The sequence below is a fragment of the Streptomyces antnestii genome (assembly GCF_004005495.1).
In the GTDB taxonomy this organism is placed as follows: Bacteria; Actinomycetota; Actinomycetes; order Streptomycetales; family Streptomycetaceae; genus Streptomyces; species Streptomyces antnestii.
In genome coordinates this window covers 1-23,907 of record NZ_RZYA01000021.1, presented here as the reverse complement: position 1 = coordinate 23,907, position 23,907 = coordinate 1, and the positions used below count along the sequence as shown (strand labels likewise).

The window sequence follows — 23,907 nt, the reverse complement described above, 5'->3', positions numbered from 1 at the left end:
GCCCGTTCCCTTCCGTACGTACGTCCTGTCCCCCGAGGAGAGTGCGCCATCAACGCGTCCAGCCCTCCCGCCGTCGAACTGCGCGGCATCACCAAGCGCTTTCCCGGCGTCGTCGCCAACCGCGACATCGACATCACCGTACGGCGGGGCACCGTCCACGCCCTGTGCGGTGAGAACGGCGCCGGTAAGTCGACCCTGATGAAGATCCTCTACGGCATGCAGAAGCCGGACGAGGGCACCATCGCGGTCGACGGCACCCAGGTCACCTTCGCCACGCCCGCCGACGCGATCGCGCGCGGCATCGGCATGGTCCACCAGCACTTCATGCTGGCCGACAACCTCACGGTCCTGGAGAACGTCGTCCTGGGCGCCGAGAAGCTGCACGGCATCGGCGGCAAGGCGCGTACGAAGATCCGCGAGATATCCGAGGCGTACGGCCTCGGGGTGCGGCCCGACGTCCTCGTCGAGGAGCTCGGGGTCGCCGACCGGCAGCGCGTCGAGATCCTCAAGGTCCTCTACCGGGGCGCCCGGACGCTCATCCTCGACGAGCCCACCGCGGTCCTCGTCCCGCAGGAGGTCGACGCGCTGTTCGACAACCTGCGCGAGCTCAAGTCCGAGGGTCTCACCGTCATCTTCATCTCCCACAAGCTGGGCGAGGTGCTGTCGGTCGCGGACGAGATCACTGTCATCCGGCGCGGCACGACGGTCGGTACGGCCGACCCGCGCACCACGACCACCAAGCAGCTCGCCGAGCTGATGGTCGGCAGCGAACTGCCCTCGCCGGAGACCGAGGAGTCGACGGTCACCGACACCCCGATGCTCCGCCTGGACGGGCTGCGGCTCACGCAGACCGACCTGGACGGCGTCGAGCGCGTCATCCTCGACGACGTCACCTTCACCATCCACCGCGGCGAAGTCCTCGGTGTCGCGGGCGTGGAGGGCAACGGCCAGTCCGAACTCGTCGAAGCGATCATGGGGATGCGGGCCGCCGACCGCGGCACCGTCTCCCTCGACGGCACCGACGTCACCCAGACCCCCACCCGCAAGCGCCGCGAAGCCGGCGTCGGCTACATCCCCGAGGACCGGCACCGCCACGGACTGCTCCTCGAAGCGCCGCTGTGGGAGAACCGCGTCCTAGGCCACGTCAGCGAACGCCCCAACTCCAAGGGCGCGTTGCTCGACCTCAAGGCCGCCCGCGCCGACACCGAGCGCATCGTGCGCGACTACGACGTCCGCACCCCCGGCATCGAGGTCACCGCGGCCTCCCTGTCCGGCGGCAACCAGCAGAAGCTGATCGTCGGCCGCGAGATGAGCCACGCGCCCAAGCTGCTGATCGCCGCCCACCCCACGCGCGGCGTGGACGTCGGCGCGCAGGCCCAGATCTGGGACCAGATCCGCCGCGCCCGCCGCGAGGGCCTCGCCGTCCTGCTCATCTCGGCGGACCTGGACGAGCTGATCGGCCTGTCCGACACCCTGCGGGTGATGTACCGGGGCCGCCTGGTCGCCGACGCCGACCCCGCGACCATCACCCCGGAGGAGCTCGGCTCCGCCATGACAGGTGCCGCCTCCGGCCACCTGGAGCACACGGAAGACGCCGAAGGCGGGGACGCCCGATGAAGACACTGATATCCCGGGGCACCGCCCGGTTCGACAAGGAGCGGCTGATCCTCGCGGTCGCCGCCCCGCTCCTCGCGGTCGTCACCGCGCTCGTCGTCACGGCGCTGATCATCGCCGCCACCGGCAAGGACCCGTTCGCCGCGTTCAGCGACATGGTGACCTACGGCTCCGCCAGCGACAGCCAGGTCTACATCCTCAACAAGGCGACGACGTACTACCTCGCGGGCGTCGCGGTGGCCGTCGGCTTCCGCATGAACCTCTTCAACATCGGCGTCGACGGCCAGTACCGCCTCGCCGCGTTCGTCGCCGCCGTGCTCGGCGGCGCGCTCACGCTGCCCGGCTGGCTCTCCATCCCGCTGATCATCCTCGCCGCCATGGCGACCGGCGCCCTGTGGGCCGCCATCGCCGGCATCCTCAAGGTGACCCGCGGGGTCAGCGAGGTCATCGCGACGATCATGCTGAACGCGATCGCCACCGCGATCATCGCCTACCTGCTCCAGCCCGAGCAGCTCGGCCAGCTCGACAACGCCGGCACCCTGGTCTCCACCAAGCCGCTGCCCACGTCCTCGTACTTCTTCACGATGGACGCGGGACCGGCCGGCCAGGTCTGGGGCTTCATCGTCGTCGCCGTACTCGTCGGCATCGCCTACTGGTTCGTCCTCGGGCGCACCCGCTTCGGCTTCGACCTGCGCACCGTCGGCCAGTCCGAGTCGGCCGCCGCCGCGAGCGGTGTCAGCGTCAAGAAGATGGTCGCCACCAGCATGATCATCTCGGGTGCCGTGGCCGGTCTGGTCGGCATGCCGACGCTGCTCAACGACAGCCACCAGTACGACAACAGCTTCCCGGTCGGGCTCGGCTTCACGGGCATCGCCATCGCGCTGCTCGGCCGCAACCACCCGGTCGGCATCGCGCTCGGCGCCCTGCTGTGGGGCTTCCTGGAGCGCACCACCAACCACCTGGAGTTCCAGGGCTACGACAAGGAGATCCTCGGCGTGATCCAGGGCGTCATCGTCCTGTGCGTCGTCATCGCCTACGAGGTCGTACGCCGCTACGGACTCAAGCGCCAGCAGCAGCGGGTCGGCGCCGAACTCGCCGCGCAGGCCTCCGCCGTCCGCACCGAGAAGCAGGAGGTGGCCGGATGACCGCCACGACGACCGACACCCCGCCGCCGGCGGCGCCCGCGGTGAGCGGCGAGGCCAAGAAGGCCCGCGGCCGGCTCTCCGCCGGCCAGACCCTGATGATCGTCGTCGGCGCGCTGTTCCTGGTCTCCGCCGTCCGTGTCGTCACGGGCGCCGACCAGCTGACCTCCGGCGGCCAGATCAGCGCCGCGCTCGGACTCGCCGTGCCCATCGGCCTCGCCGCCCTCGCGGGCCTGTGGTCGGAGCGGGCCGGCGTGGTCAACATCGGCCTCGAAGGCATGATGATCCTCGGCACGTTCGGCGCCGGCTGGCTCGGCTGGCAGACCAGCCCCTGGCTCGGCCTCCTCTGCGGCATCGGCTTCGGTGTCCTCGGCGGTCTGATCCACGCCGTCGCCACCGTCACCTTCGGCGTCGACCACATCGTCTCCGGTGTCGCGGTCAACCTCCTCGCGCTCGGCGCCACCCAGTACCTCGCCAAGCTGTTCTTCGCCGAGGGTGTGCCCGCGTCCAAGGGCGGCAACCCCAAGCAGTCGCCGCCCGCCGAGTCCCTGGGCGACATCACCGTGCCGGGCCTGTCCGGCGGACTGCACTCGATCGAGCAGCACCACTGGTTCCTGGTCTCCGACCTCGCCGGCATCCTCGGCGGCCTGGTCACCAACGTCTCCGTGATCACGATCCTCGCCGTGCTGCTCTTCGTGGGCAGCTGGTGGGTGCTGTGGCGCACCTCGTTCGGCCTGCGCCTGCGCTCCTGCGGCGAGAACCCGGTCGCGGCCGAGTCCCTCGGCGTCAACGTGTACGCGCACAAGTACGCGGCCGTCGCCATCTCCGGCGGACTCGCGGGCCTCGGCGGCGCGTTCCTCGCGCTCGTCACCTCGCACAGCTACCTGGAGGGCCAGACCGGCGGGCGCGGCTACATCGGCCTCGCCGCCATGATCTTCGGCAACTGGCGGCCGGGCGGACTCGCCATGGGCGCGGGCCTGTTCGGCTTCTCCGACGCGCTCCAGCTGCGCAACGGTGGCGAGACCGTCCACGCGCTGCTGCTCCTCCTTGTCGTCCTGCTCGCGCTCCTCGCCGGGTGGAAGGCGTACCGCAAGGCATTCCTCCAGGCCACGATCAGTGCGGTGATTGCCGCGATCGTCCTGGTCTGGTACCTCCTGACGGATGAGGTGCCCGGCGACTTCGTCGGCGCCACCCCGTATGTCGTCACCCTCCTGGTGCTCTCCCTGTCCGCGCAGCGGCTGCGGATGCCGAAGGCGAACGGCATGCGCTACCGGAAGGGTCAGGGCAAGTGACAGAAGCCGACTGGGAAGCACTCAGGGAGGCGGCCCGCGAGGCCATGTCCCGCGCGTACGTGCCGTACTCCGGTTTCCCGGTCGGCGCCGCCGCCCGCGTGGACGACGGCCGCACCGTCTCGGGCTGCAACGTCGAGAACGCGTCGTACGGGCTCGCCCTGTGCGCCGAGTGCGGGCTCGTCTCCCAGCTCCAGCTCACCGGCGGCGGCCGCCTCACCCACTTCACGTGCGTGGACGGCAAGGGCGAGACCCTGATGCCGTGCGGCCGCTGCCGCCAGCTCCTGTACGAGTTCGGGGGGCGCGAGCTGCTCCTGGAGACGGTGTCGGGGATCCGTCCGCTCGGCGAGCTCCTGCCGGACGCGTTCGGCCCCGAGAACCTCAACTGAGCCGCTGCGCGGCCCCGCTTCATCTGCTGGAAGGAACACCCATGGACGTCATCTCCGTCATCCGGACCAAGCGGGACCGGGGCGAGCTCAGCGACGAGCAGATCGACTGGGTCATCGACGCGTACACCCGCGGCATCGTCGCCGACGAGCAGATGTCGGCGCTCGCCATGGCCATCCTGCTCAACGGCATGAACCGCACGGAGATCGCCCGCTGGACCGCCGCGATGATCGCGTCCGGCGAGCGCATGGACTTCTCGTCCCTCTCGCGCCCGACGGCCGACAAGCACTCCACGGGCGGCGTCGGCGACAAGATCACCCTTCCCCTGGCGCCCCTGGTCGCCGCGTGCGGTGCCGCCGTGCCGCAGCTCTCCGGCCGCGGCCTCGGCCACACCGGCGGCACCCTCGACAAGCTGGAGTCCATCCCCGGCTGGCGCGCGCTCCTGTCGAACGACGAGATGCTGAACGTCCTCGACACCGTCGGCTCCGTGATCTGCGCCGCCGGTGACGGACTCGCCCCCGCCGACAAGAAGCTCTACGCCCTGCGCGACGTCACCGGCACCGTCGAGGCCATCCCGCTCATCGCCTCCTCGATCATGTCGAAGAAGATCGCCGAGGGCACCGGCTCGCTCGTCCTCGACGTGAAGGTCGGCACCGGCGCGTTCATGAAGACGATCGAGGACGCCCGCGAACTGGCCTCCACCATGGTCGAGTTGGGCACCGACAGCGGTGTGCGCACGGTCGCCCTGCTCACCGACATGTCGACGCCGCTCGGCCTCACCGCGGGCAACGCCCTCGAAGTCCGCGAATCCGTCGAGGTGCTTGCGGGCGGCGGCCCCTCCGACGTCGTCGACCTCACCCTCGCCCTGGCCCGCGAGATGCTCGACGCGGCCGGTATCAAGGACGCCGACCCGGCGAAGGCCCTCGCCGACGGCTCCGCGATGGACGTGTGGCGCCGCATGATCGCCGCGCAGGGCGGCGACCCGGACGCGGCGCTGCCCACGTCCCGCGAACAGCACGTCGTGACCGCCGGGAAGTCCGGCGTCCTCACCCGCCTCGACGCGTACGACATCGGCGTCGCCGCCTGGCGCCTCGGCGCGGGCCGAGCCCGCAAGGAGGACCCGGTCCAGGCCGCCGCCGGCATCGAACTCCACGCCAAGCCGGGCGACTCCGTCACCGCGGGCCAGCCCCTGCTGACCCTGCACACGGACACACCGGAACGCTTCGCGTACGCCCTTGAGTCGGTCGAGGGCTCGTACGACATCTCGGCCCCGGGCACGGCGTACACGGCCACGCCGGTGGTGCGGGAACGTATCGGCTGACCTGGGGTTTCCTCGTGCGGGCGAACGGGACTGGCAGGACTCCGCCGGTCCCGTTCGGCTCACCCCAGCAGCGCCGCCACCACCACGAGCGCCGGCACCGACGCCAGCGTCGACAGCAGGATCGACTCTCTCGCCATCTTCTCCGCGACGCCGTAGCGCGAGGCGTACGTGAAGAGGTTCTGCGCCGCCGGGAGCGCCGACGTCACCACCACGTCCAGGAGTGACGCGCCGTGCAGGCCGAAGACGCCCGCCGCCAGCGCCCACGCCACGGCCGGCTGGCCCGCCGACTTCAGGGCCACCGACAGCAGCACCGGCACCCGGTCGCTGCCGCGCCCGCCCGGCAGCGAACTCCCGCACAGCGAGATCCCGTACGCGAGCAGCACCACCGGCACGGACATCTTGCCGATCAGATCGACAGGGTTGAAGACCGGGCCCGGCACCGTCCACCCCGTGGCCGCCACCGTCACCCCGGCGAGCGCCCCGACCGCGATCGGGTTGCGCAGCGGCGTGACGAGCCGCCGCCACAGGGACTGCTTCTCGCCGGTCTCCGACAGGTCGAGGACCGTCATCGCGATCGGCGTCACCACGATCTGCTGGAACAGCAGCACGGGCGCGACCAGCGAGGCGTCGCCGAGCACATACACGGCGATCGGGATGCCGAGGTTCCCCGAGTTGACGTAGCTGGAGCACAGCGCCCCGATCGTCGTACGGCCCACGCCCCACCGGCGTGCGACGCCCACCGCGATGAACACCCCGGCCGCGGCCGCCGTGCTGAGCGCCGTGACGAGCAGCCGCGGCGACAGGATCACCGAGAGGTCGGCCTTGGCGAGCGTGGTGAACAGAAGCGCGGGGGTGGCCACATGGAAGGCGAGCTTGGTGAGGACCTCGCGCCCGTTCTCCCCGAGGTAGCCGCGCCGCCCGATCACATAGCCGACGGCGATGACCACGGCGATGACGGCGAACCCGTTCAGCACGCCGGCCACGGTGCCCCCTGCCTGTGTCGTCGCCGTACGGACGAGGGATCAGGCACGCGATGATCTCGGGGCATCCTCCTAGCCTCGGAGGGCACCCGGCGCGGGGTCAACGTGATCCGTGTGACACGGGGCAGCGTCGCTGGGTGCGGGTGCGGGTGCGGGTTCGGGTGCGGTGGGGGCTGGTCGCGCAGTTCCCCGCGCCCCTGAAGGCTTGCGGCTCCGCCGCGCCTTCATCGGGGAAATGCGGCACGCAGTGCCTGCATTTCAGGGGCGCGGGGAACTGCGCGACCAGCCCCCACTCAGCCGCACCCGGCGTCCGGCCAGGCCCGTCCGCGGCGTCGCCGATGAGTTCGGGCCGTCCCGCCGGTCTCACTGGCGTGGCTGCTTACCGACTTCCCGATCTCGCCGTCACCGGCGCCCCGCGCCGGCATGACGTGCCCCAGCTGTGCGACCAGGTGCGCGCGGCATGCGCCCGCGCACCCGGGCGCCACGTCGTCTGCGACGTCAGCGCGGTGAGCAGCGCCGACCTCGCCACCGTGGACGCCCTCGCCCGGATGCAGCTCGCCGCCCGCAGGGCCGGGTCGGGACTGCGGCTGCGCGATCCGTCCCCGGCCCTGTCGGCCCTGCTTCAGCTGGTCGGCCTCCCCGGCCTAGGCGGGCTTGTCATCGAGATGGGGCGCCAGCCCGAACAGCGGGAAATAGCGGGCGGTGTCCAGGAAGCAGTGGAGTCCGGTGATCCGGCCCTCTGAGATCTCCAGGACCTGAACGGCCCACGGCGTGAACCCGCCGTTGTCCGGGTCGGGCTTGTAGTGGGCGAACGCGGGTGAGCCGTTCGCCTCGACGGGCACCAGGCGGCTGTCGGCACACGAGGCGCCGATCGTCGTCATGAAGCCCGTGATGTCCGGCGTGCCGGTCAGCCACAGGTCGAACGGCGGCATCGTCATGATGGCGTCCTCGGCGAGCAGCGCCGTGAGGGCCTTCATGTCGTACCCCTCGAACGCGGCGACGTAGCGCTCCAGGAGCGCCTGGTGCTCCTCGTCCAGCTCACCGCCGTCCGCGCTCTTCCCGGCGGGCGCCTCGGCGAGCGTGGCGCGGGCCCGCTGGAGCGCACTGTTCACCGACGCGACCGACGTGTCGAGGAGCTCCGCGACCTCGCTCGCCTTCCAGGCGAGGACCTCGCGCAGGATGAGCACGGCCCGCTGCTTGGCCGGCAGGTTCTGCAGGGCCGCCACGAACGCGAGGCGCACCGACTCGCGCGCCACCGCGGCCTCTGCCGGGTCGTGCACCGTAGGCAGGACGCGCGCGTCCGGCATCGGCTCCAGCCACACGTTGTCCGGGCGGGGCGTGAGGGCGGCCTGCGCCAGCGGCGCCGCCGCCGTCAGGTCCATCGGACGGGCCCGCTTGTTCCCCGCGTTCAGCATGTCCAGGCACACGTTCGTCGCGATGCGGTACAGCCACGAACGCAGACTGGAGCGGCCCTCGAACTTGTCGAAGCTGCGCCAGGCGCGGACCATCGTGTCCTGCACCGCGTCCTCGGCCTCGAAGGCCGATCCCAGCATCCGGTAGCAGTACCCGGTCAGCTCGACCCGGTGCTTCTCGAGACGGACGTCCAGCTCCGTGGTCGTCCCTGCGATGTCACTCATGTCCACACCCCGCCCTGCGGCTCCTTCGAAGCCGCAGCAAGTCCCAGCACGTCCTGGCAAGTTCCAGCACACCGGAAGCTACCGCAGCGCACTGACAACGGCCCCCGGACCGGCGAAATACGCCGGTCCGGGGGCCGCCTGCGGTAGGAGCGCAGCGCCCGTCAGTGGGCAGCCGCGAAGGTCTGCCGCTGCACCCGCGCCGCGTGCGTACCCCACAGGGTCACCGACACGACGCCGAGCACCGCCACCAGGCCGAGCGTCACGGTCCCGGCCCAGCCGCCCGAGTGGAAGGCGACCGCGCCGAGCGTGCCGCCCACGCTGGAGCCGAGGTAGTACACGGACTGGTAGAGCGCGGACGCCTGCGCCCGCCCGTGCGTCGCCGTGTGGCTGACCGAGGACGACGCCACCGCGTGCCCCGCGAAGAAACCGGCCGTGATCAGGACCAGGCCGAGCAGCACCATGGGGATCGAGTCACCGAGCGAGAGCAGCAGACCGGACGCCGTCGTGCCGACCGCCAGGTACAGCGCGCCGCGCCGCCCGAGCCGCGCGACGAGCTTGCCGGCGGCGGCCGAGGAGACCGTACCCACCAGGTACACCAGGAAGATCGAACCGATGAGGCCCTGCGGGAGCGAGAACGGCGCGGCCGTGAGCCGGTAGCCGATCACCGTGTAGACGGCGCCGAAGACCGTCATGAACAGGGCGCCGATCACGTACAGACGGCACAGGAGCGGGTTCGCGAGGTGGCCGCGGACCGTGCGGGCCAGGACCCTGGGCCGCAGCGAGCCCGGGGAGAAGTGCCGGGGCGCGGGCAGCAGCAGGCGGAACGCGACCGCGCACGCCACGGCGATCACGCCGATCGTGCCGACCGCCGCGCGCCAGCCCCACTCCTGCGCGACCCAGCCGGTGATGACCCGGCCGCTCATGCCGCCGATGGAGTTGCCCGCCACGAACAGACCGATCGCCGCGACCAGCGCCTTGGGCCGCACCTCCTCCGCGAGATACGCCATCGCGGACGCCGGAAGCCCGGCGAGGGCCGCGCCCTGGAGCGCCCGCAGCACGATCAGCACGCCGAGCGAGGGGGCGAAGGGCACGAGCAGCCCGACCACGACCGCCACCGACAGGGACGCCGTCATCACCGTGCGCCGCCCGAACCGCTCCGACAGGGCGCTCAGCGGCAGCACACACAGGGCGAGCGCGCCCGTCGCGCCGGACACCGTCCAGCTCGCGGCGCTCGCGCTGACGCCGAAGTCCGCGGAGACGAGGGGGAGCAGGGCCTGCGTGGAGTACAGCAGGGCGAAGGTCGCGACCCCTGCCAGGAAGAGGGCGAAGCTCATCCGGCGGTAACCGGGACCGCCCGGGTTCAGGCGGGTGTCGGAGGCTTCGGGGGACGACGGCGTACGGGCGGCGACCGCGTGGGTGGCGGCCGCCCCGCTACTGGCAGGAGGCATGCCACGAACGTAAAGGTCAGGGTTTCATGCGTCCAATGCATGAAAACGCCATAATCGATCCCATGGTGCATAAGCAGAGTTCAGGGCCTCGTCTGTCACCGTCCAGTGACACAGAAGACATCGTGACGACGCTCGCGCCCCGCCTGTCGTACTTCGCCGCGGTCGCCCGCACCGAGCACGTCACGCGGGCCGCGCAGGAGCTCCAGGTCCCGCAGTCGACGCTGTCGCGCGCCCTGGTCCGCCTCGAAGCGGACCTCGGCGTGGACCTGTTCGCGCGCCACGGCCGCACCGTCTCCCTCACCCCGGCGGGCCGCACGTTCCTCGCCTCCGTCGACAAGGCGCTCGGCGAGGTCGGCCGTGCCGCCGACTCGGTACGGGCCGACGCCGACCCGGCGTCGGGCAAGGTCGCCTTCGGCTTCCTGCACACGATGGGCTCCGAGACCGTCCCCGGCCTGATCCGCGCCTTCCGCGCCGACCACCCCCGGATCCGCTTCAGCCTCGTCCAGAACTACGGCGAGGCGATGCTGGAACGCCTGCGCGCCGGCGAGCTCGACCTCTGCCTCACCTCGCCCGTCCCCGACGCACCCGACCTCGTCGCCCGCCGCCTCGACGAGCAGCGCCTGCGCCTCGTCGTGCCCGACGACCACCGCCTCGCGGGCCGCAAGCGCGTACGCCTCGCGGAGGCGGCCGACGAGGCGTTCGTGACCCTGGAGCCGGGGTACGGCCTGCGCCGCATCACGGACGACCTCTGCCAGGAGGCCGGCTTCCGGCCCCGCGTGGCGTTCGAGGGCGAGGAGGCGGAGACCCTGCGCGGCCTGGTCGCCGCGGGCCTCGGCGTGGCACTCCTGCCGCCACCCGCCGTACCGCGCCCGGGAGTCGTGGAACTCACGGTCACCGGGCAGCGGGCTGTGCGCGAGATCGGGGTGGCCTGGCTCGACGGGCACCCGGACACCCCGCCGGTCGCCGCGTTCAAGCAGTTCCTGCTGTCACGCCGGGGCAAGCTGCTCTCCGAGTGAGCCTGTACGGGCGGGACTTGGCGTCAGCGGGCGGGACTTGGCGTCACCGGCCTGGACTTGGTGTCACCGGCCTGGACTTGGTGTCACCGGCCCGGACGTGGTGTCACCGGCCCGGACGCGGCGTCAGCACCCCGGACTTGGCGTCACCGGCCCGGAGGTGCCGTCAGTGGTCCGGACTTGCCGTCAGTGGCCCGGACCTGGCGTCAGCGCCCCGGCGGCCGCCCGAACCCCGACGCCAGCGGCATCCGCAGCCCCAGCGGGGGCGGCGCGGCCAGCGCGTCCTGCACCGGGCGCGAGAACGCCCGCCCGAAGAGCGAACCGAGGACGAAGTCGCGGGCGAGCGCCAGGACTTCGGCCCGGTGCTGGTGCAGTCCGTGACCGTCGGAGTGCACCTCGAACCGGCAGATGTCGCGGTTCGACTTCTTCGCCCGGGAGGCCAGGCGGAACGACAGCTCGGGATCCGTACGCCGGTCGTTCGTGCCGTGCACGATGAGGACCCGGCGGCCCGCGAGCTGTTTCACCGGTTCGAGGGGGGCGGCGACGTCCTCCTCCGGCAGCCAGGGGGCCAGCGCGAGCACCGAGTTGACGGCGCTGTGCCCGCCCGCGTGCAGCGCCGCGCGGGCGCCCATGTCGACGCCGACGAGACAGACGGGGACGTCGCCGTAGCGCCGTACGGCCTCGTCGGCGGCCCAGCCGGCGTCGCGCGCGAGCTGCGCCTGCGCGCCGTTCCAGCCGCGGCAGCGGTAGTGCACGACATGCGTCGCGAGCCCCTCGCCCCGCCCGTCGCGCGCGAGGGCGCGGCCGAGGGCGCGCACGGCCGCGGGGGCCAGGGGGGAGGGCCTGCGGACGGAGGACTCCTCGCCCGGGGGAAGCAGCAGGACCACGCCGCTCACCGCCGGCGCGGCGGGGCCGACCGTCTTCCCGAGCCGGGCCTCGCGGGCCGTAGTCGCTTGCTCTGCCATGACAGAACAGTGTCAGAAGGCCCGGTGTACTCCACCCGTCCGCGGGGTCACTGTTACGTATCGACGGGTGGACGCCCCCTGGCATCTACGCGCGTAGGCAGTAGAGTGCGGAAATGACGAGCCAGACCAGCGGAAACTCCCAGATTCCGACCTCAGAACAGATCGTTCGCGCCCCCAAGGTGCTGCTGCACGACCACCTCGACGGCGGGCTCCGCCCCGGAACCATCGTCGAACTCGCCCGGGAACAGGGCTACGACCACCTCCCCGAGACCGATCCCGACAAGCTCGGCATCTGGTTCCGCGAGGCCGCCGACTCCGGCTCCCTGGAGCGCTACCTGGAGACCTTCGCCCACACCTGCGCCGTCATGCAGACCCGCGAAGCACTGGTCCGGGTCGCCGCCGAGTGCGCCGAGGACCTCGCCGAGGACGGCGTCGTGTACGCCGAGATCCGCTACGCCCCCGAACAGCACCTGGAGAACGGCCTCACCCTCGAAGAGGTCGTCGAGGCGGTCAACGAGGGCTTCCGCGAGGGCGAGCGCCGCGCCAAGGCGAGCGGTCACCGCATCCGCGTCGGCGCCCTGCTCACCGCCATGCGGCACGCGGCCCGCGCCCTGGAGATCGCCGAACTCGCCAACCGCTACCGCGACTCGGGGGTCGTCGGCTTCGACATCGCGGGCGCCGAGGCCGGCTTCCCGCCCACCCGCCACCTCGACGCCTTCGAGTACCTCAAGCGCGAGAACAACCACTTCACGATCCACGCGGGCGAGGCCTTCGGCCTGCCCTCCATCTGGCAGGCCCTCCAGTGGTGCGGCGCCGACCGGCTCGGCCACGGCGTACGGATCATCGACGACATCGAGGTCGCGGAGGACGGCACCGTCACGCTCGGCCGCCTCGCCTCCTACGTCCGCGACAAGCGCATCCCCCTGGAGATGTGCCCCAGCTCCAACCTGCAGACCGGCGCCGCCGACTCCTACGCGGCCCACCCCATCGGCCTGCTCCGTAAGCTGCACTTCCGTGCCACGGTGAACACCGACAACCGCCTCATGTCCGGCACCAGCATGAGCCGCGAATTCGAGCACCTGGTCGACGCTTTCGGCTACACGCTCGACGACATGCAGTGGTTCACCGTCAATGCGATGAAATCAGCATTCATTCCTTTCGATGAACGACTGGCCATGATCAATGACGTCATCAAGCCGGGATATGCCGAGCTGAAATCCGAATGGCTGTTCCGTCAGACCGTCTCCACCAGGGGTTCTGTCGCGAAGTAGCGCCACTTTGTGCGAATTCGGCGTGGTCGGGAGTATGAACTCCCGGCCACGCTTTCGCGTATTTCGCTGTTTGCAACGAGTGCTGACACATGTTTACGGTCGTGGACCGCTCAAGCCCCCGTTCACGAGGACTCATTTCATAATGAAGCAGTCTGCTGTCAAGACCCTCGGTGTCGCCGCCCTCGGTGCCGCCTTCGCCGCCGCGGGCGCCGGTGCCGCCTCCGCCGCCCCCGCCCTCCCCGACGCGGGTTCCGCCCTGAACACCGTGACCAGCACCCTCCCGGCCGAGCAGGTCGGGAAGGTACTGCCCGGAGGCAGCACCGAGTCCGTCGCCGCGGGGCAGCACGCCCTCACCGGTGGCCTGAACACCGCCGCCGAGAGGGTCCTCCCGACCGACGGCGGAAGCCCGGTCAACGGCCTCATCGGCGGCCTGCCCGTCGGCCAGCTGCCGGTGGCCAAGTCCCTCCCCCTCGGCGGCTGACCCACCCGACCGGCACCCACGCAGGGGCGCACCCGCTCGCGGGGTGCGCCCCTGCGTTGTCGTACCTCAGCGCGTCACCACGCCTGGCGGACCTTGTCCTCGCCGGGCAGCAGGATCCACAGCGCGATGTACAGCAGGAACTGCGGCCCCGGCAGCAGGCACGAGAGCACGAAGATCACGCGCATCGTGGTCACGGAGGTGCCGAAGCGCCGTGCCAGCGCTGCGCACACTCCGCCGATCATCCGTCCGTTCGTGGGGCGGGCAAGGGCGGTCATGGTGGGCTCCTTCGCGAACCGTAGCGGTGAGGCGCCCCTCTTGTCGGGGCGTCCTCCATGCCTTCAAAGCTACGGTCGCGAAACGGGCGAAGCGTCAGCTCACGGGGCGATGCCGACCCTGGAAATCGTCGGGGTCCGTCCCTGAGACTGCTCATCCCGGGGGAGGGCCGTCCCCTCGGCCCTGCGGCGGAGCCTGCCCCTGAGAGCCGGCACCACGGCCACGTGCGCGAGCGCCACACCCAGCGTGTTCAGGAACAGCGAGTCGATGTCCACGACCTGCCCCGGCACGCCCGTCTGCAGCAGCTCGATGCCGAGTGAGAGCAGCGCCCCCGCGGCGACCGTACGCACCAGCGAACCCAGCGGCGAGACGGCGAGCCGCCCCCCGGCCAGCGGCAGCAGCACCCCCAGCGGGGCGAGCAGCAGCAGCTCCTTGCCGATGCGCCGCACCGCCTCCCGGGTGCCGAGGGCCAGATCCGCTCTGATCCCGGCGAACGGATGGAGGTTCGCGGCGCTGACCCACGGCACGTCCAGTGGTCGCAGCGTGATCCAGCAGACGAGAAGGAGATGCGCGGCTAGGAGGAGTACCCCTGCCGTACGGAAACGGATGGCGGCCTTGTAACCGCCCGGGCGATGGCGCTGCACGCCCCCCAAGACGCGGAGTGCGGGACGATCGGTTCCGCCCCGCCACCAGGGGGTGTCAGCCCACCGTCTCCGCCGGCGCCGGCACGAGTCCCGGCCGCGTCCGCATCTCCGGGGAGCACTCGTAGGCGCGCAGAGCGTCTCCCGCCGGCCCGCCCAGGACGACCTTCTCGTGCTTCGCGGAGGCCCCGCTGTTCGCATACGTACACACGATCTGCGCCAGCGCGTACGGGGAGAGGTCGTCCGGCGGGACGCTCAGCCGCAGGGCGTTGTCGGGGTCACCGTCGGCGGGCCCCGAGACGGTGGTCCCGCGCCGCACGTCCGTCGTGTAGCCCGCCTGCCGCTCGTCGCCGGCGGGAGACTGCTCCAGCTCGTCGAGGAGCGCCTGCGCGAGCCGCACCCGGTCGGACGCGGCGGGCCCCTTCGGCAGGGACAGCGACCGGTCGACGCTCACCAGCTGCGACGTACAGACCAGATACACCTGCACGGAGAACTCCCCGCTCGACCGCGACCCCAGATCCGGCCCCGACAGGGCGCACGGCACCCGCGACGGGGCCGCCCCGAAGTCCGTCGGCACCTCCGTCGGCCGGATCCCGCACCCGGCGAGCAGCGCGGCCAGCACCGCCGCGCCCAGCGCCGCGTACCGGAGTCGTGTGCTGCGTCGTGTCGTGCTTCGTGTCGTGCGTCGTGTCCTGCGTACGGTCATCACGCGCCGCCCTCCTCACCGGAACGGTCACCCTCGGTCCCGCCGGAGCCCGAGCCCTCTTCGTCCGGCGGCAGCGTCAGCGGCGACGCGTCGAGCGGCAGCCGGAACGTGAACACGGCACCGCCCTCAGGGGAGTTGGCGGCCGTGATCTCGCCGCCGTGGATGTGCGCGTTCTCCAGGGCGATGGACAGACCGAGCCCGCTGCCCTCCGAACGAGGCCGCGACGCGCTCGCCTTGTAGAACCGGTCGAACACGTGCGGCAGCACGTCCTCGGGGATGCCGGGACCGTGGTCGCGCACCTCGATCACCAGGGCCGCGTCCGCGAGCCGCACGGACACCCGCACCGGCGAGCCGCCGTGCTTGAGCGCGTTCCCGATCAGGTTCGCCATGATGACGTCGAGGCGGCGCGGGTCGATGCGGGCCATGATGCCGCGCTCCGCGTCGAGCTCCACCGCGTCGAGCCAGGCGCGCGCGTCGATGCAGGCCGTGATCTGGTCGGCGATGTCGACGTGGTCGAGGACGAGCCGGGCGGTGCCCGCGTCGAAGCGGGTGACCTCCATCAGGTTCTCCACCAGGTCGTTCAGGCGCCGCGTCTCGCTCACCACGAGCCGAACCGCCGGCTCGATCATGGGATCGACGGAACCGGTCTCCGCGTCCAGCTCCTCCTCCAGGACCTCGGTCACCGCGGTGATCGCGGTCAGCGGCGTCCGCAGCTCGTGCGACATGTCGGCGACGAAGCGCCGCGACGCCTCCTCGCGCGCACTCATGTCCGCGACCTTCTTCTCCAGGTTCTCCGCCGTCTTGTTGAACGTCCGGGAGAGATCGGCGAGTTCGTCCGTACCCGACACCCGCAGACGCGTGTCCAGCTTCCCCTCCCCGAGGCGCCGCGCCGCGATCCCCAGCCGGTGCACCGGCTTCAGCACCGTCGTCGCGGCGGCCTGCGCGAGCAGCGCCGAACCGATCAGCGCCAGACCCGTCGCGATCCCGAGCGACCAGGCGAGCGAGTTGAGATCCTTCGCCTCCGGCTCGAGCGACTTGAGCATGTAGCCCGTCGGCCCCCCGCCGATCACCCGCGCACCACCGACCAGATACGGGGTGTCATGACTGACGATCCGCTGCCAGTACAGGTGGTACGGGTGCTTGTTGCCGTCCGTGAGGGGCTGCTCCCGGTTCACCGCGTCCCGCAGCGACCGCGGCACCTCGGCCAGCGTGATCGCGTCCAGGTCGGAGTTCCCCGCGATCCGCCGGCCGTCCTTGGTGTCACTGATCAACAGCACGCTGAAGTGCTGGCTGCTGCTCGCCATCAGGTTCGCGGCGTGCTGCAGCTCACCCTGCGTCGGATGCTGGGGCAGCGCCGCCGCCCGGTTCTGCATCTCCTGCTGGAAGTCGCTGAGCGCCGCGTCCTGCGCCCGCGTAAGCACCGCCTCACGGTTCAGCCAGTACGCGATCCCTGACGCCGACACCGCCGCCGTCAGCGCCACCAGCGCGAACACGACGACGAGCCGCAGCCGCAGGCTCGTGAAACGGAGCCCCGCGAGTATCGCCTTCCTCGCCGCGGCCCACCCCCGCAGCCGGTCGTGCGCGTCGCTCACTGAGGCGTGTCCAGCCGGTAGCCCACCCCGCGCACCGTGCGGATCAGCGTCGGCGACGACGGCACGTCCTCGACCTTCGCCCGCAGCCGCTGCACACACGCGTCGACGAGCCGCGAGTCACCGAGGTAGTCGTGCTCCCACACCAGGCGCAACAGCTGCTGCCGGGACAGCGCCTGCCCCGGCCTGCGGCTCAGTTCGAGCAGCAACCGCAGCTCCGTGGGCGTCAGTTGAAGGTCCTCGCCGTTCTTCGTCACCGTCATCGCGGCCCGGTCGATGACCAGGCTGCCGAACGACGCCGCGTCGTTGGCCTCCCGCTCGCCCCGGCGCAGCACGGCACGGATCCGGGCGTCGAGCACCCGCCCCTGCACCGGCTTCACCACGTAGTCGTCGGCGCCGGACTCCAGGCCGACCACCACGTCGATGTCGTCGCTGCGCGCGGTCAGCAGGATGATCGGCAACTGGTCCGTGCGCCGGATGCGCCGGCACACCTCGAACCCGTCGATGCCGGGCAGCATCACATCGAGAACGATCAGATCGGGCCGCTGCTCGCGCAACAGCTTCAGACCGTCCTCGCCGGTGGCAGCAGTGGCGACCCGGTGGCCCTGGCGCGTCAGGGACAGCTCCAGGGCCGTTCGGATGGCGTCGTCGTCCTCGATCAGCAACAGGGAAGGCACGGGAGCCATTCTGTCCCATGGCGCGGCCCGAGTTCGACTGTTGAAGCGCTCCCGTCCGCGACTCGCACGGGGCCGGGCGGCTGTGACAGGTCTGTGACAGTCGGGGGACACCGTCGAGAAGTGACCCGGGCAAGCTTTTGGACATCGCAAGGACGCAAGTCCTTGACGGCCACGGGAAACCGAGACTCCACGACGGGGGGCGCGAGATGAACACGCTGCACAGCACCACCACTGGCGCAGTTGTCACACGTCTTCATGACGCAGTCGTGCGGGGTTCCGGTTCCGGTTCCGGGAAGCACGAGTTGTCCGGTGCCGTGAGCGGGCGGGGGTGCGCTCGCGGCGCCGGGCGTCAGCACACCACGTACATGACGGTGGTTGACGCGAACCAGGCGGTGTCCGACGGGGGAACCGCGTACGGGGAGGAATCGGGGGAGCGGCAGAAGTCCCTGGCGGAGACCGCGGAGGCCGAAGCGGCGTTCACGGCCTACGTCCAGGAGCGCCGCGCCTCCCTGTACGCGACCGCCTACCACCTGACCGGTGACCGGTTCGAGGCCGAGGACCTGCTCCAGAGCGCCCTCTTCTCGACGTACCGGGCCTGGGACAGGATCAGCGACAAGGCGGCGGTCGGGGGCTACCTCCGCCGCACCATGACCAATCTGCACATCAGCGCGTGGCGCCGCCGCAAGCTGAACGAGTACCCGACCGAGGAGCTGCCGGAGACGGCGGGCGACACGGACGCGATGCGCGGCACGGAGCTGCGCGCGGTTCTCTGGCAGGCGCTCGCCCGCCTTCCCGAACTGCAGCGCACGATGCTGGTGCTCCGCTACTACGAGGGCCGTACGGACCCCGAGATCGCGGACATCCTCGACATCAGTGTCGGCACGGTGAAGTCCAGCATCTGGCGCTCCCTGCGCCGGCTGCGCGAGGACGAGGTCCTCAGCTTCGGCCGTGACCTGGAAGAGTCCTTCGGCGAGCTGGTGGCCTGAGGCGAAGGGGAGGGGGCGGGCCGTCGCTCCGGGGGACGCGGCGGTCGCATTACGGGGGAAGACGGGGGAAGACGGGGGATCACGGGGGATCACGGGGATCCTCGTGGGGGAATGAAGCGGGACCGGAGGGCCGGGGGGTCCTTCCGGTCCCGCTTTTTGTGTGCCTGGTTTTTGGTGGGTGCGTTGTTACGGTGGCTGCGTTGTTTACGGGGGGCGACCGGGGGGTCAGGCTTCGGCTCGGGCCTTCACCCGGCGGCCCGCGGCGGCTGCCGCCACGCGGCCCAGCGCCTCTTCCTTGCCGCACGCGTGCGCGCCGAGCGCCGTCTGGCGCGCCACGATGGACCGTTCCGCGCGCATCAGACGCCAGCCGCGCCGCAGCAGGAACGGCACCGACTTGCGGCCCTCCCTGAGATCCCGCAGCAGTCGGCGGCGGAACGTCGTCGACGGGCGGCCGCGCAGACACAGCGCGTCGGCCAGCACCCCGAGCTCACGGCAGCGCTCCACGATGTCCGCGGCGAAGATGCCCTCCGCGATGAACAGCGGCGTCCGCCCGATGTCGAGCGACTCCTCGCCCGTACGCGCGCTCGTCGCGATGTCGTACACGGGAACGCGGGTCCGGCCCGTGCGGCACAGCTCCACGATCGCCGCCACCGCCGTCTCCGTGTCCCAGGACAGCGGCGAGTCCCAGTCGATGTCCGAGCTGCCCGGCACCTGCGGCAGCGTCGGGTCGCCGGCCTCCTTGTAGAAGTCGTCCAGGCTCAGCACGGGGAGCCCGGAGCGGGTGGCGAACGACGACTTGCCTGAGCCGGACGGTCCTGCCAGCAGGACGACCCGGGTCGGTATGGGGGGATGGGAACTCACGAGAGTCCAGTGTGGGGCATCCCCGTGCCCCGGTGGACCCCGCGGGTCGGCCTTTGTGGCACAGCCAACGCCGTGAAGGCGCCGTTTTGCCCATGTATTTCGCGCATGTATTTCGCCCAGGTATGACGAAGCCCCGGGCCTCCTGGACGGAGGAGGCCCGGGGCTTCGGGTTTGGGGGAGGAGTTTTGGGTCGGTGCCGTCTTTTAGTAGGCCGAGCCCGTCGCTCCCAGGGAACCCGTGGGGTGCCACACAGTCTTCGTCTCCAGGAACGACGTGAGCCTGTCCGTGCCCGGGTCCGTCGTCCAGTCCGTGTCCACAGCCTGTGGACGGCGCACGCGCTTCAGGTTGTCCGCCGCCGCGATCTCCAGGTCACGCGCCAGGTCCGCGTCCCCGTCCGCGCCCGTCAGATCGATCGCGTTCACGTCCTGGTGTGCGGCCAGCGGCGTCGCGATCTCCGACGTCCTGCCGGACAGGATGTTCACCACTCCGCCGGGCACGTCGGACGTGGCCAGCACCTCGCCCAGCGACAGTGCCGGGAGCGGGCGCTCCTCGCTCGCGATCACCACCGCCGTGTTGCCCGTCGCGATCACCGGCGCGATCACCGAGACCAGACCCAGGAACGACGACTTCTGCGGGGCCAGTACGGCGACCACTCCCGTCGGCTCGGGCGTCGACAGGTTGAAGTACGGGCCCGCGACCGGGTTCGCCCCGCCCACGACCTGGGCGATCTTGTCCGTCCAGCCCGCGTACCAGACCCAGCGGTCGATCGCCGCGTCCACCTGGGCGGCGGCCTTCGACTTGGAGATGCCCTCCGCGTCCGCCACCTCGCGGACGAACTGGTCCCTGCGGCCCTCCAGCATCTCCGCCACGCGGTAGAGCACCTGACCGCGGTTGTACGCCGTCGCGCCCGCCCAGCCGGCCTGCGCCTTACGGGCCGCCACCACCGCGTCCCGCGCGTCCTTGCGGGAGGACAGGGGGGCGTTCGCGAGCCAGTTGGCCTTGCCCGCCGCGCCAGCGGCTGATGTCGCCTTCTTCACCTCGTACACCCGGCCGCTCTCGGAGCGGGGGAACTTGCCCCCGACGTAAAGCTTGTAGGTCTTGAAGACCGTGAGTCGCTCAACTGTGCTCATTTGACGCTCGCTTCGCTCGACGGGGCGAGGTACGCCTCCAGGCCGTGGCGGCCGCCTTCGCGGCCGAAGCCCGACTCCTTGTAGCCGCCGAACGGCGAGGTCGGGTCGAACTTGTTGAACGTATTGGCCCAGACGACGCCCGCCCGGAGCTTGTTCGCCACCGCGAGGATGCGCGAGCCCTTCTCCGTCCAGATGCCGGCCGACAGGCCGTACTGCGTGTTGTTCGCCTTGGCCACGGCCTCTTCCGGGGTACGGAAGCTCAGGACCGACAGCACCGGGCCGAAGATCTCGTCGCGCGCGATGGTGTGCGCCTGCGTGACGTTCGTGAACAGGGTCGGGGCGAACCAGTAGCCGGTGGAGGGCAGTTCGCACTGCGGCGACCAGCGCTCCGCGCCCTCCGCCTCGCCCGTCTCGGCCAGCGCCGTGATGCGGGCCAGCTGCTCGGCCGAGTTGATCGCGCCGATGTCCGTGTTCTTGTCCAGCGGGTCGCCCAGGCGCAGGGTGGAAAGCCTGCGCTTCAGGCTGTCGAGCAGTTCGTCCTGGATCGACTCCTGGACCAGGAGTCGGGAGCCCGCGCAACAGACCTGGCCCTGGTTGAAGAAGATGCCCGTCACGATGCCCTCGACCGCCTGGTCGATGGGGGCGTCGTCGAACACGATGTTCGCGCCCTTGCCGCCCAGCTCCAGGGTGACCTTCTTGTCCGTGCCGGCCACCTGGCGTGCGATCGCCTTGCCCACCGCCGTCGAGCCCGTGAACGCCACCTTGTTCACGTCCGGGTGCGCCGTGAGCGCCGCGCCCGTGTCGCCGTAGCCCGGGAGGATGTTCACCACGCCCTTGGGGAGACCCGCCTGGCGGCAGATGTCCGCGAAGAACAGCGCCGAGAGCGGGGTCGTCTCGGCGGGCTTCAGCACCACCGTGTTGCCCGTCGCGAGCGCCGGGGCGATCTTCCACGCCAGCATCAGGAGCGGGAAGTTCCAGGGGATGACCTGGCCGGCCACGCCCAGGGGTTCGGGGTTCGGGCCGTAGCCCGCGTGGTCGAGTTTGTCCGCCCAGCCCGCGTAGTAGAAGAAGTGCGCGGCGACCAGGGGGAGGTCCGCGTCCCGCGTCTCCCTGATCGGCTTGCCGTTGTCCAGCGTCTCCAGGACGGCCAGTTCGCGGGATCGTTCCTGGATGATCCGGGCGATGCGGAAGAGGTACTTCGCGCGTTCGGAGCCCGGCAGCGCCGACCACTTCTCGAACGCCTTGCGCGCGGCCTTCACCGCGCGGTCCACGTCCGCCTCGCCCGCCTGGGCGACCTCGGAGAGGACCTCCTCCGTGGCCGGGCTGATCGTTTTGAACACCTTGCCGTCGGCCGCCTCGGCGAACTCGCCGTCGATGAACAGGCCGTAGCTCGGGGCGATGTCGACGACCGACCGCGACTCGGGCGCGGGTGCGTACTCAAAAGTCATGATCGATCAGTCCACCGTCACGTAGTCGGGGCCGGAGTAGCGGCCGGTGCTCAGCTTCTGACGCTGCATCAGCAGGTCGTTGAGCAGGCTCGACGCGCCGAAGCGGAACCAGTGGTTGTCCAGCCAGTCGCTGCCGGCCGTCTCGTTGACCAGCACGAGGAACTTGAGCGCGTCCTTCGTGGAGCGGATGCCTCCGGCCGGCTTCACGCCGATCTGGATGCCCGTCTGGGTGCGGAAGTCTCGCACCGCCTCCAGCATGAGCAGCGTGTTCGCCGGTGTGGCGTTCACCCCGACCTTGCCGGTGGACGTCTTGATGAAGTCCGCCCCCGCCATCATGCCCAGCCAGCTCGCCCGCCGGATGTTGTCGTACGTGGACAGCTCGCCCGTCTCGAAGATGACCTTGAGGCGTGCGGCGCCCGAGGCCTCCTTCACGGCGACGATCTCCTCGTACACCTTCAGGTAGTGGCCCGCGAGGAACGCGCCTCGGTCGATGACCATGTCGATCTCGTCGGCGCCGGCGGCCACCGCCTCGCGGACGTCCCCCAGCTTCACCTCCAGGGCGGCGCGGCCCGCCGGGAACGCGGTGGCCACGGAGGCGACCTTCACGTCGCTTCCGGCCACGGCCTCCTTGGCGGTCGCCACCATGTCCGGATAGACGCAGACGGCGGCCGTGCGGGGAGTCGTACGGTCAGTGGGGTCCGGGTGCACGGCCTTCGCGCCTAGCGCTCGGACCTTGCCGGCAGTGTCTGCGCCTTCTAGCGTCGTCAGGTCGATCATTGAGATCGCCAGGTCGATGGCGTACGCCTTGGCCGTGGTCTTGATCGACCTCGTGCCTAGGGATGCGGCGCGAGCCTCCAGGCCGACCGTGTCGACGCCGGGCAGCCCGTGAAGGAAGCGACGCAGCGAACGGTCCGAGGCGACCGCGTCGGCGAATGCGGGTGCGGGTGCAGTGGGCATGGTCACGAGGGGAGCATATCTACGCGCGTAGCTGCTGTACAGGGGGAGGGGGTCGGGGGTGGTTTTGGGGGTGCCGGTCTGGGGAGCCGAGTGGGGCCTCGGGTTTGTGGGCTGCTGTTGCGGCGTGGGGGACGGTGTTCTTTTGGGTGCGGGGCCGCGGGGGCATGTACGTGCTCGCTGTTCTACGGGTTTACGTGGGGTTCGCGTCCCGTGCGCGTGGTGCTGGTGGCTCCGCGCGCACATGCCCCCACGGCCCCTCCCGTCTCGTAGGCGGCTCCCCGCCGGTGGGGCTTCTCAGTGCCTCTCTGCCCTGCTGTCTCGGCGTCAGGCAGAATCGGGGTATGAAGAACCCGGACTCTCAGCCCTCTGTCGCGGAACCCGTGACGGAGCGGGCATACCGTTCGCCCGCCGGTATCGCGGGCGGCGTTCTGCTGCTCGTGATGGCCGTCTGGCTCGGTTCCGACGCCGTGATCAACGGCGACGCTCGTACGCGCTGGCTGGCCGTCGGTGCGTTGTTGTTCCTGGTGCCGCTCGTGGTGGCTTTTACGTTGCGGCCCGCCGTGTACGCCGATGAGAACCGGCTGCGCGTGCGTAACCCGTTTCGCGTGATCACCCTGCCCTGGGCTTCGGTCTCCGGGGTGCGGGCCCACTACTCCAGCGAGGTCTTCACCGAGGGCGGGGACAAGTACCAGCTCTGGGCCATCCCCGTGTCCATCCGGGCCCGTAAGAAGGCCAGCCGGCGGCCCTCGGGGCGTAAGTCGATCGGGGTCTTCGGGCCGGTGGCGGAGGAGCCCGGTGTGCGGAAGGCTCCTGGGGATCAGTCGCTGGACGAGATCCGGGCGTTGGCCGAGGAGCGGGCCGACAAGCCCGCTTCTCAGGGTGCGCCTTCGGTTCGCTGGGCGTGGGAGATCGTTGTGCCCGTGGTGGTGGGGGCCGTTTTGGTGGGTGTCGTGCTGGTTGTCGGCTAGGGCGTGTTTCGAAAGTAGCGTCGTCCGCCCGGAGGGCGGGCCCCGCGGCGTCTGGTGCGTGCGATCGCAAGGCGCCGGAGCGTCCTAGTGGCGGAGCCACTCGGACGTTTCGGCAACGCCGCA

General features: G+C 70.9%; 24 protein-coding genes. 11 read left to right on the top strand and 13 right to left on the bottom strand.

Annotated elements, in window-relative coordinates; all coding sequences use genetic code 11:
* Positions 1–78 precede the first annotated feature (78 nt).
* From EOT10_RS32135 to EOT10_RS32115, 5 genes are read left to right on the top strand one after another with little or no spacing between them, the layout of a single operon-like run.
* Positions 79–1,617: an ABC transporter ATP-binding protein gene (locus EOT10_RS32135; RefSeq protein WP_189492352.1), complete on the top strand. Its 1,539-nt coding sequence runs from the start codon at positions 79–81 to the stop codon at positions 1,615–1,617.
* Complete coding sequence (locus tag EOT10_RS32130; RefSeq protein ID WP_431313344.1) at positions 1,614–2,759, top strand: ABC transporter permease; 1,146 nt, start codon at positions 1,614–1,616, stop codon at positions 2,757–2,759. The genes EOT10_RS32135 and EOT10_RS32130 overlap by 4 nt, the downstream gene beginning before the upstream one ends.
* Positions 2,756–4,048, top strand: a complete 1,293-nt coding sequence (locus EOT10_RS32125; RefSeq protein WP_127831909.1) for an ABC transporter permease — start codon at positions 2,756–2,758, stop codon at positions 4,046–4,048. The genes EOT10_RS32130 and EOT10_RS32125 overlap by 4 nt, the downstream gene beginning before the upstream one ends.
* Complete coding sequence (locus EOT10_RS32120) at positions 4,045–4,434, top strand: cytidine deaminase (RefSeq protein ID WP_127831908.1); 390 nt, start codon at positions 4,045–4,047, stop codon at positions 4,432–4,434. The genes EOT10_RS32125 and EOT10_RS32120 overlap by 4 nt, the downstream gene beginning before the upstream one ends.
* Positions 4,435–4,475: 41 nt before the next feature.
* The gene (locus EOT10_RS32115; RefSeq protein WP_127831907.1) at positions 4,476–5,753 is read left to right on the top strand and encodes a thymidine phosphorylase; all 1,278 of its coding nucleotides are present in this window, start codon (positions 4,476–4,478) and stop codon (positions 5,751–5,753) included.
* Between the two features lie 59 nt (positions 5,754–5,812).
* Here EOT10_RS32115 and EOT10_RS32110 read toward each other — a convergent pair whose 3' ends face one another.
* Positions 5,813–6,736: an AEC family transporter gene (locus tag EOT10_RS32110; protein ID WP_127831906.1), complete on the bottom strand. Its 924-nt coding sequence runs from the start codon at positions 6,734–6,736 to the stop codon at positions 5,813–5,815.
* Positions 6,737–7,104: 368 nt separating this feature from the next.
* Here EOT10_RS32110 and EOT10_RS32105 point away from each other — a divergent pair, with 368 nt between their 5' ends.
* On the top strand, positions 7,105–7,476 hold the full coding sequence (locus EOT10_RS32105) for an STAS domain-containing protein (protein WP_223281328.1): 372 nt from the start codon (positions 7,105–7,107) through the stop codon (positions 7,474–7,476).
* Here the strand turns inward: EOT10_RS32105 and EOT10_RS32100 are convergent.
* The gene (locus EOT10_RS32100; protein ID WP_127831904.1) at positions 7,378–8,370 is read right to left on the bottom strand and encodes a sigma-70 family RNA polymerase sigma factor; all 993 of its coding nucleotides are present in this window, start codon (positions 8,368–8,370) and stop codon (positions 7,378–7,380) included. The genes EOT10_RS32105 and EOT10_RS32100 overlap by 99 nt on opposite strands.
* Before the next feature lie 161 nt (positions 8,371–8,531).
* A complete protein-coding gene (locus EOT10_RS32095; RefSeq protein WP_127831903.1) occupies positions 8,532–9,818 on the bottom strand; it encodes an MFS transporter in 1,287 nt (428 codons plus the stop codon).
* 62 nt (positions 9,819–9,880) lie between these two features.
* On the opposite strand from EOT10_RS32095, the gene EOT10_RS32090 reads away from it, so the two are divergent.
* Positions 9,881–10,834, top strand: coding sequence for a LysR family transcriptional regulator (locus EOT10_RS32090; RefSeq protein WP_127831902.1), 954 nt, complete (start codon positions 9,881–9,883; stop codon positions 10,832–10,834).
* 203 nt (positions 10,835–11,037) lie between these two features.
* Here the strand turns inward: EOT10_RS32090 and EOT10_RS32085 are convergent, their stop codons facing one another.
* Entirely contained in the window at positions 11,038–11,796 is a 759-nt protein-coding gene (locus EOT10_RS32085) for a prolyl oligopeptidase family serine peptidase (RefSeq protein WP_127831901.1), read from the bottom strand.
* Positions 11,797–11,909: 113 nt separating this feature from the next.
* On the opposite strand from EOT10_RS32085, the gene EOT10_RS32080 reads away from it, so the two are divergent.
* The gene (locus EOT10_RS32080) at positions 11,910–13,067 is read left to right on the top strand and encodes an adenosine deaminase (protein WP_127831900.1); all 1,158 of its coding nucleotides are present in this window, start codon (positions 11,910–11,912) and stop codon (positions 13,065–13,067) included.
* Between the two features lie 142 nt (positions 13,068–13,209).
* On the top strand, positions 13,210–13,548 hold the full coding sequence (locus tag EOT10_RS32075; protein ID WP_127831899.1) for an ATP-binding protein: 339 nt from the start codon (positions 13,210–13,212) through the stop codon (positions 13,546–13,548).
* 74 nt (positions 13,549–13,622) lie between these two features.
* On the opposite strand, the gene EOT10_RS32070 is transcribed toward EOT10_RS32075, so the two are convergent.
* The 5 genes from EOT10_RS32070 to afsQ1 all read right to left on the bottom strand — a co-directional run bounded on the left by EOT10_RS32070 (position 13,623) and on the right by afsQ1 (position 17,434).
* On the bottom strand, positions 13,623–13,823 hold the full coding sequence (locus EOT10_RS32070) for a PspC domain-containing protein (protein ID WP_127831898.1): 201 nt from the start codon (positions 13,821–13,823) through the stop codon (positions 13,623–13,625).
* A gap of 99 nt (positions 13,824–13,922) precedes the next feature.
* A complete protein-coding gene (locus EOT10_RS32065; protein WP_127831897.1) occupies positions 13,923–14,465 on the bottom strand; it encodes a VanZ family protein in 543 nt (180 codons plus the stop codon).
* Positions 14,466–14,520: 55 nt separating this feature from the next.
* Positions 14,521–15,168: a hypothetical protein gene (locus EOT10_RS32060; RefSeq protein ID WP_127831896.1), complete on the bottom strand. Its 648-nt coding sequence runs from the start codon at positions 15,166–15,168 to the stop codon at positions 14,521–14,523.
* Complete coding sequence (locus EOT10_RS32055) at positions 15,168–16,760, bottom strand: sensor histidine kinase (protein ID WP_127831895.1); 1,593 nt, start codon at positions 16,758–16,760, stop codon at positions 15,168–15,170. The genes EOT10_RS32060 and EOT10_RS32055 overlap by 1 nt, the downstream gene beginning before the upstream one ends.
* A complete protein-coding gene (afsQ1, locus tag EOT10_RS32050) occupies positions 16,757–17,434 on the bottom strand; it encodes a two-component system response regulator AfsQ1 (protein WP_030682803.1) in 678 nt (225 codons plus the stop codon). Before afsQ1 ends, EOT10_RS32055 begins: the two co-directional genes overlap by 4 nt.
* Positions 17,435–17,640: 206 nt before the next feature.
* Between afsQ1 and EOT10_RS32045 the strand changes: the two genes are divergently transcribed.
* Positions 17,641–18,420: a SigE family RNA polymerase sigma factor gene (locus EOT10_RS32045; RefSeq protein ID WP_127831894.1), complete on the top strand. Its 780-nt coding sequence runs from the start codon at positions 17,641–17,643 to the stop codon at positions 18,418–18,420.
* Between the two features lie 225 nt (positions 18,421–18,645).
* On the opposite strand, the gene EOT10_RS32040 is transcribed toward EOT10_RS32045, so the two are convergent.
* The 4 genes from EOT10_RS32040 to deoC all read right to left on the bottom strand — a co-directional run bounded on the left by EOT10_RS32040 (position 18,646) and on the right by deoC (position 22,816).
* Entirely contained in the window at positions 18,646–19,281 is a 636-nt protein-coding gene (locus EOT10_RS32040; RefSeq protein WP_127831893.1) for a uridine kinase family protein, read from the bottom strand.
* A gap of 203 nt (positions 19,282–19,484) precedes the next feature.
* Positions 19,485–20,411, bottom strand: coding sequence for an aldehyde dehydrogenase family protein (locus tag EOT10_RS32035; protein WP_127831892.1), 927 nt, complete (start codon positions 20,409–20,411; stop codon positions 19,485–19,487).
* Positions 20,408–21,859 carry an aldehyde dehydrogenase family protein gene (locus EOT10_RS32030; protein WP_127831891.1) on the bottom strand — a complete coding sequence of 484 codons (1,452 nt, stop codon included), beginning with the start codon at positions 21,857–21,859 and terminating at the stop codon, positions 20,408–20,410. The genes EOT10_RS32035 and EOT10_RS32030 overlap by 4 nt, the downstream gene beginning before the upstream one ends.
* A gap of 6 nt (positions 21,860–21,865) precedes the next feature.
* Positions 21,866–22,816, bottom strand: coding sequence for a deoxyribose-phosphate aldolase (deoC, locus tag EOT10_RS32025; protein ID WP_127832006.1), 951 nt, complete (start codon positions 22,814–22,816; stop codon positions 21,866–21,868).
* Between the two features lie 341 nt (positions 22,817–23,157).
* Here deoC and EOT10_RS32020 point away from each other — a divergent pair, with 341 nt between their 5' ends.
* Positions 23,158–23,784 carry a PH domain-containing protein gene (locus EOT10_RS32020; protein WP_127831890.1) on the top strand — a complete coding sequence of 209 codons (627 nt, stop codon included), beginning with the start codon at positions 23,158–23,160 and terminating at the stop codon, positions 23,782–23,784.
* Positions 23,785–23,907 lie beyond the last annotated feature (123 nt).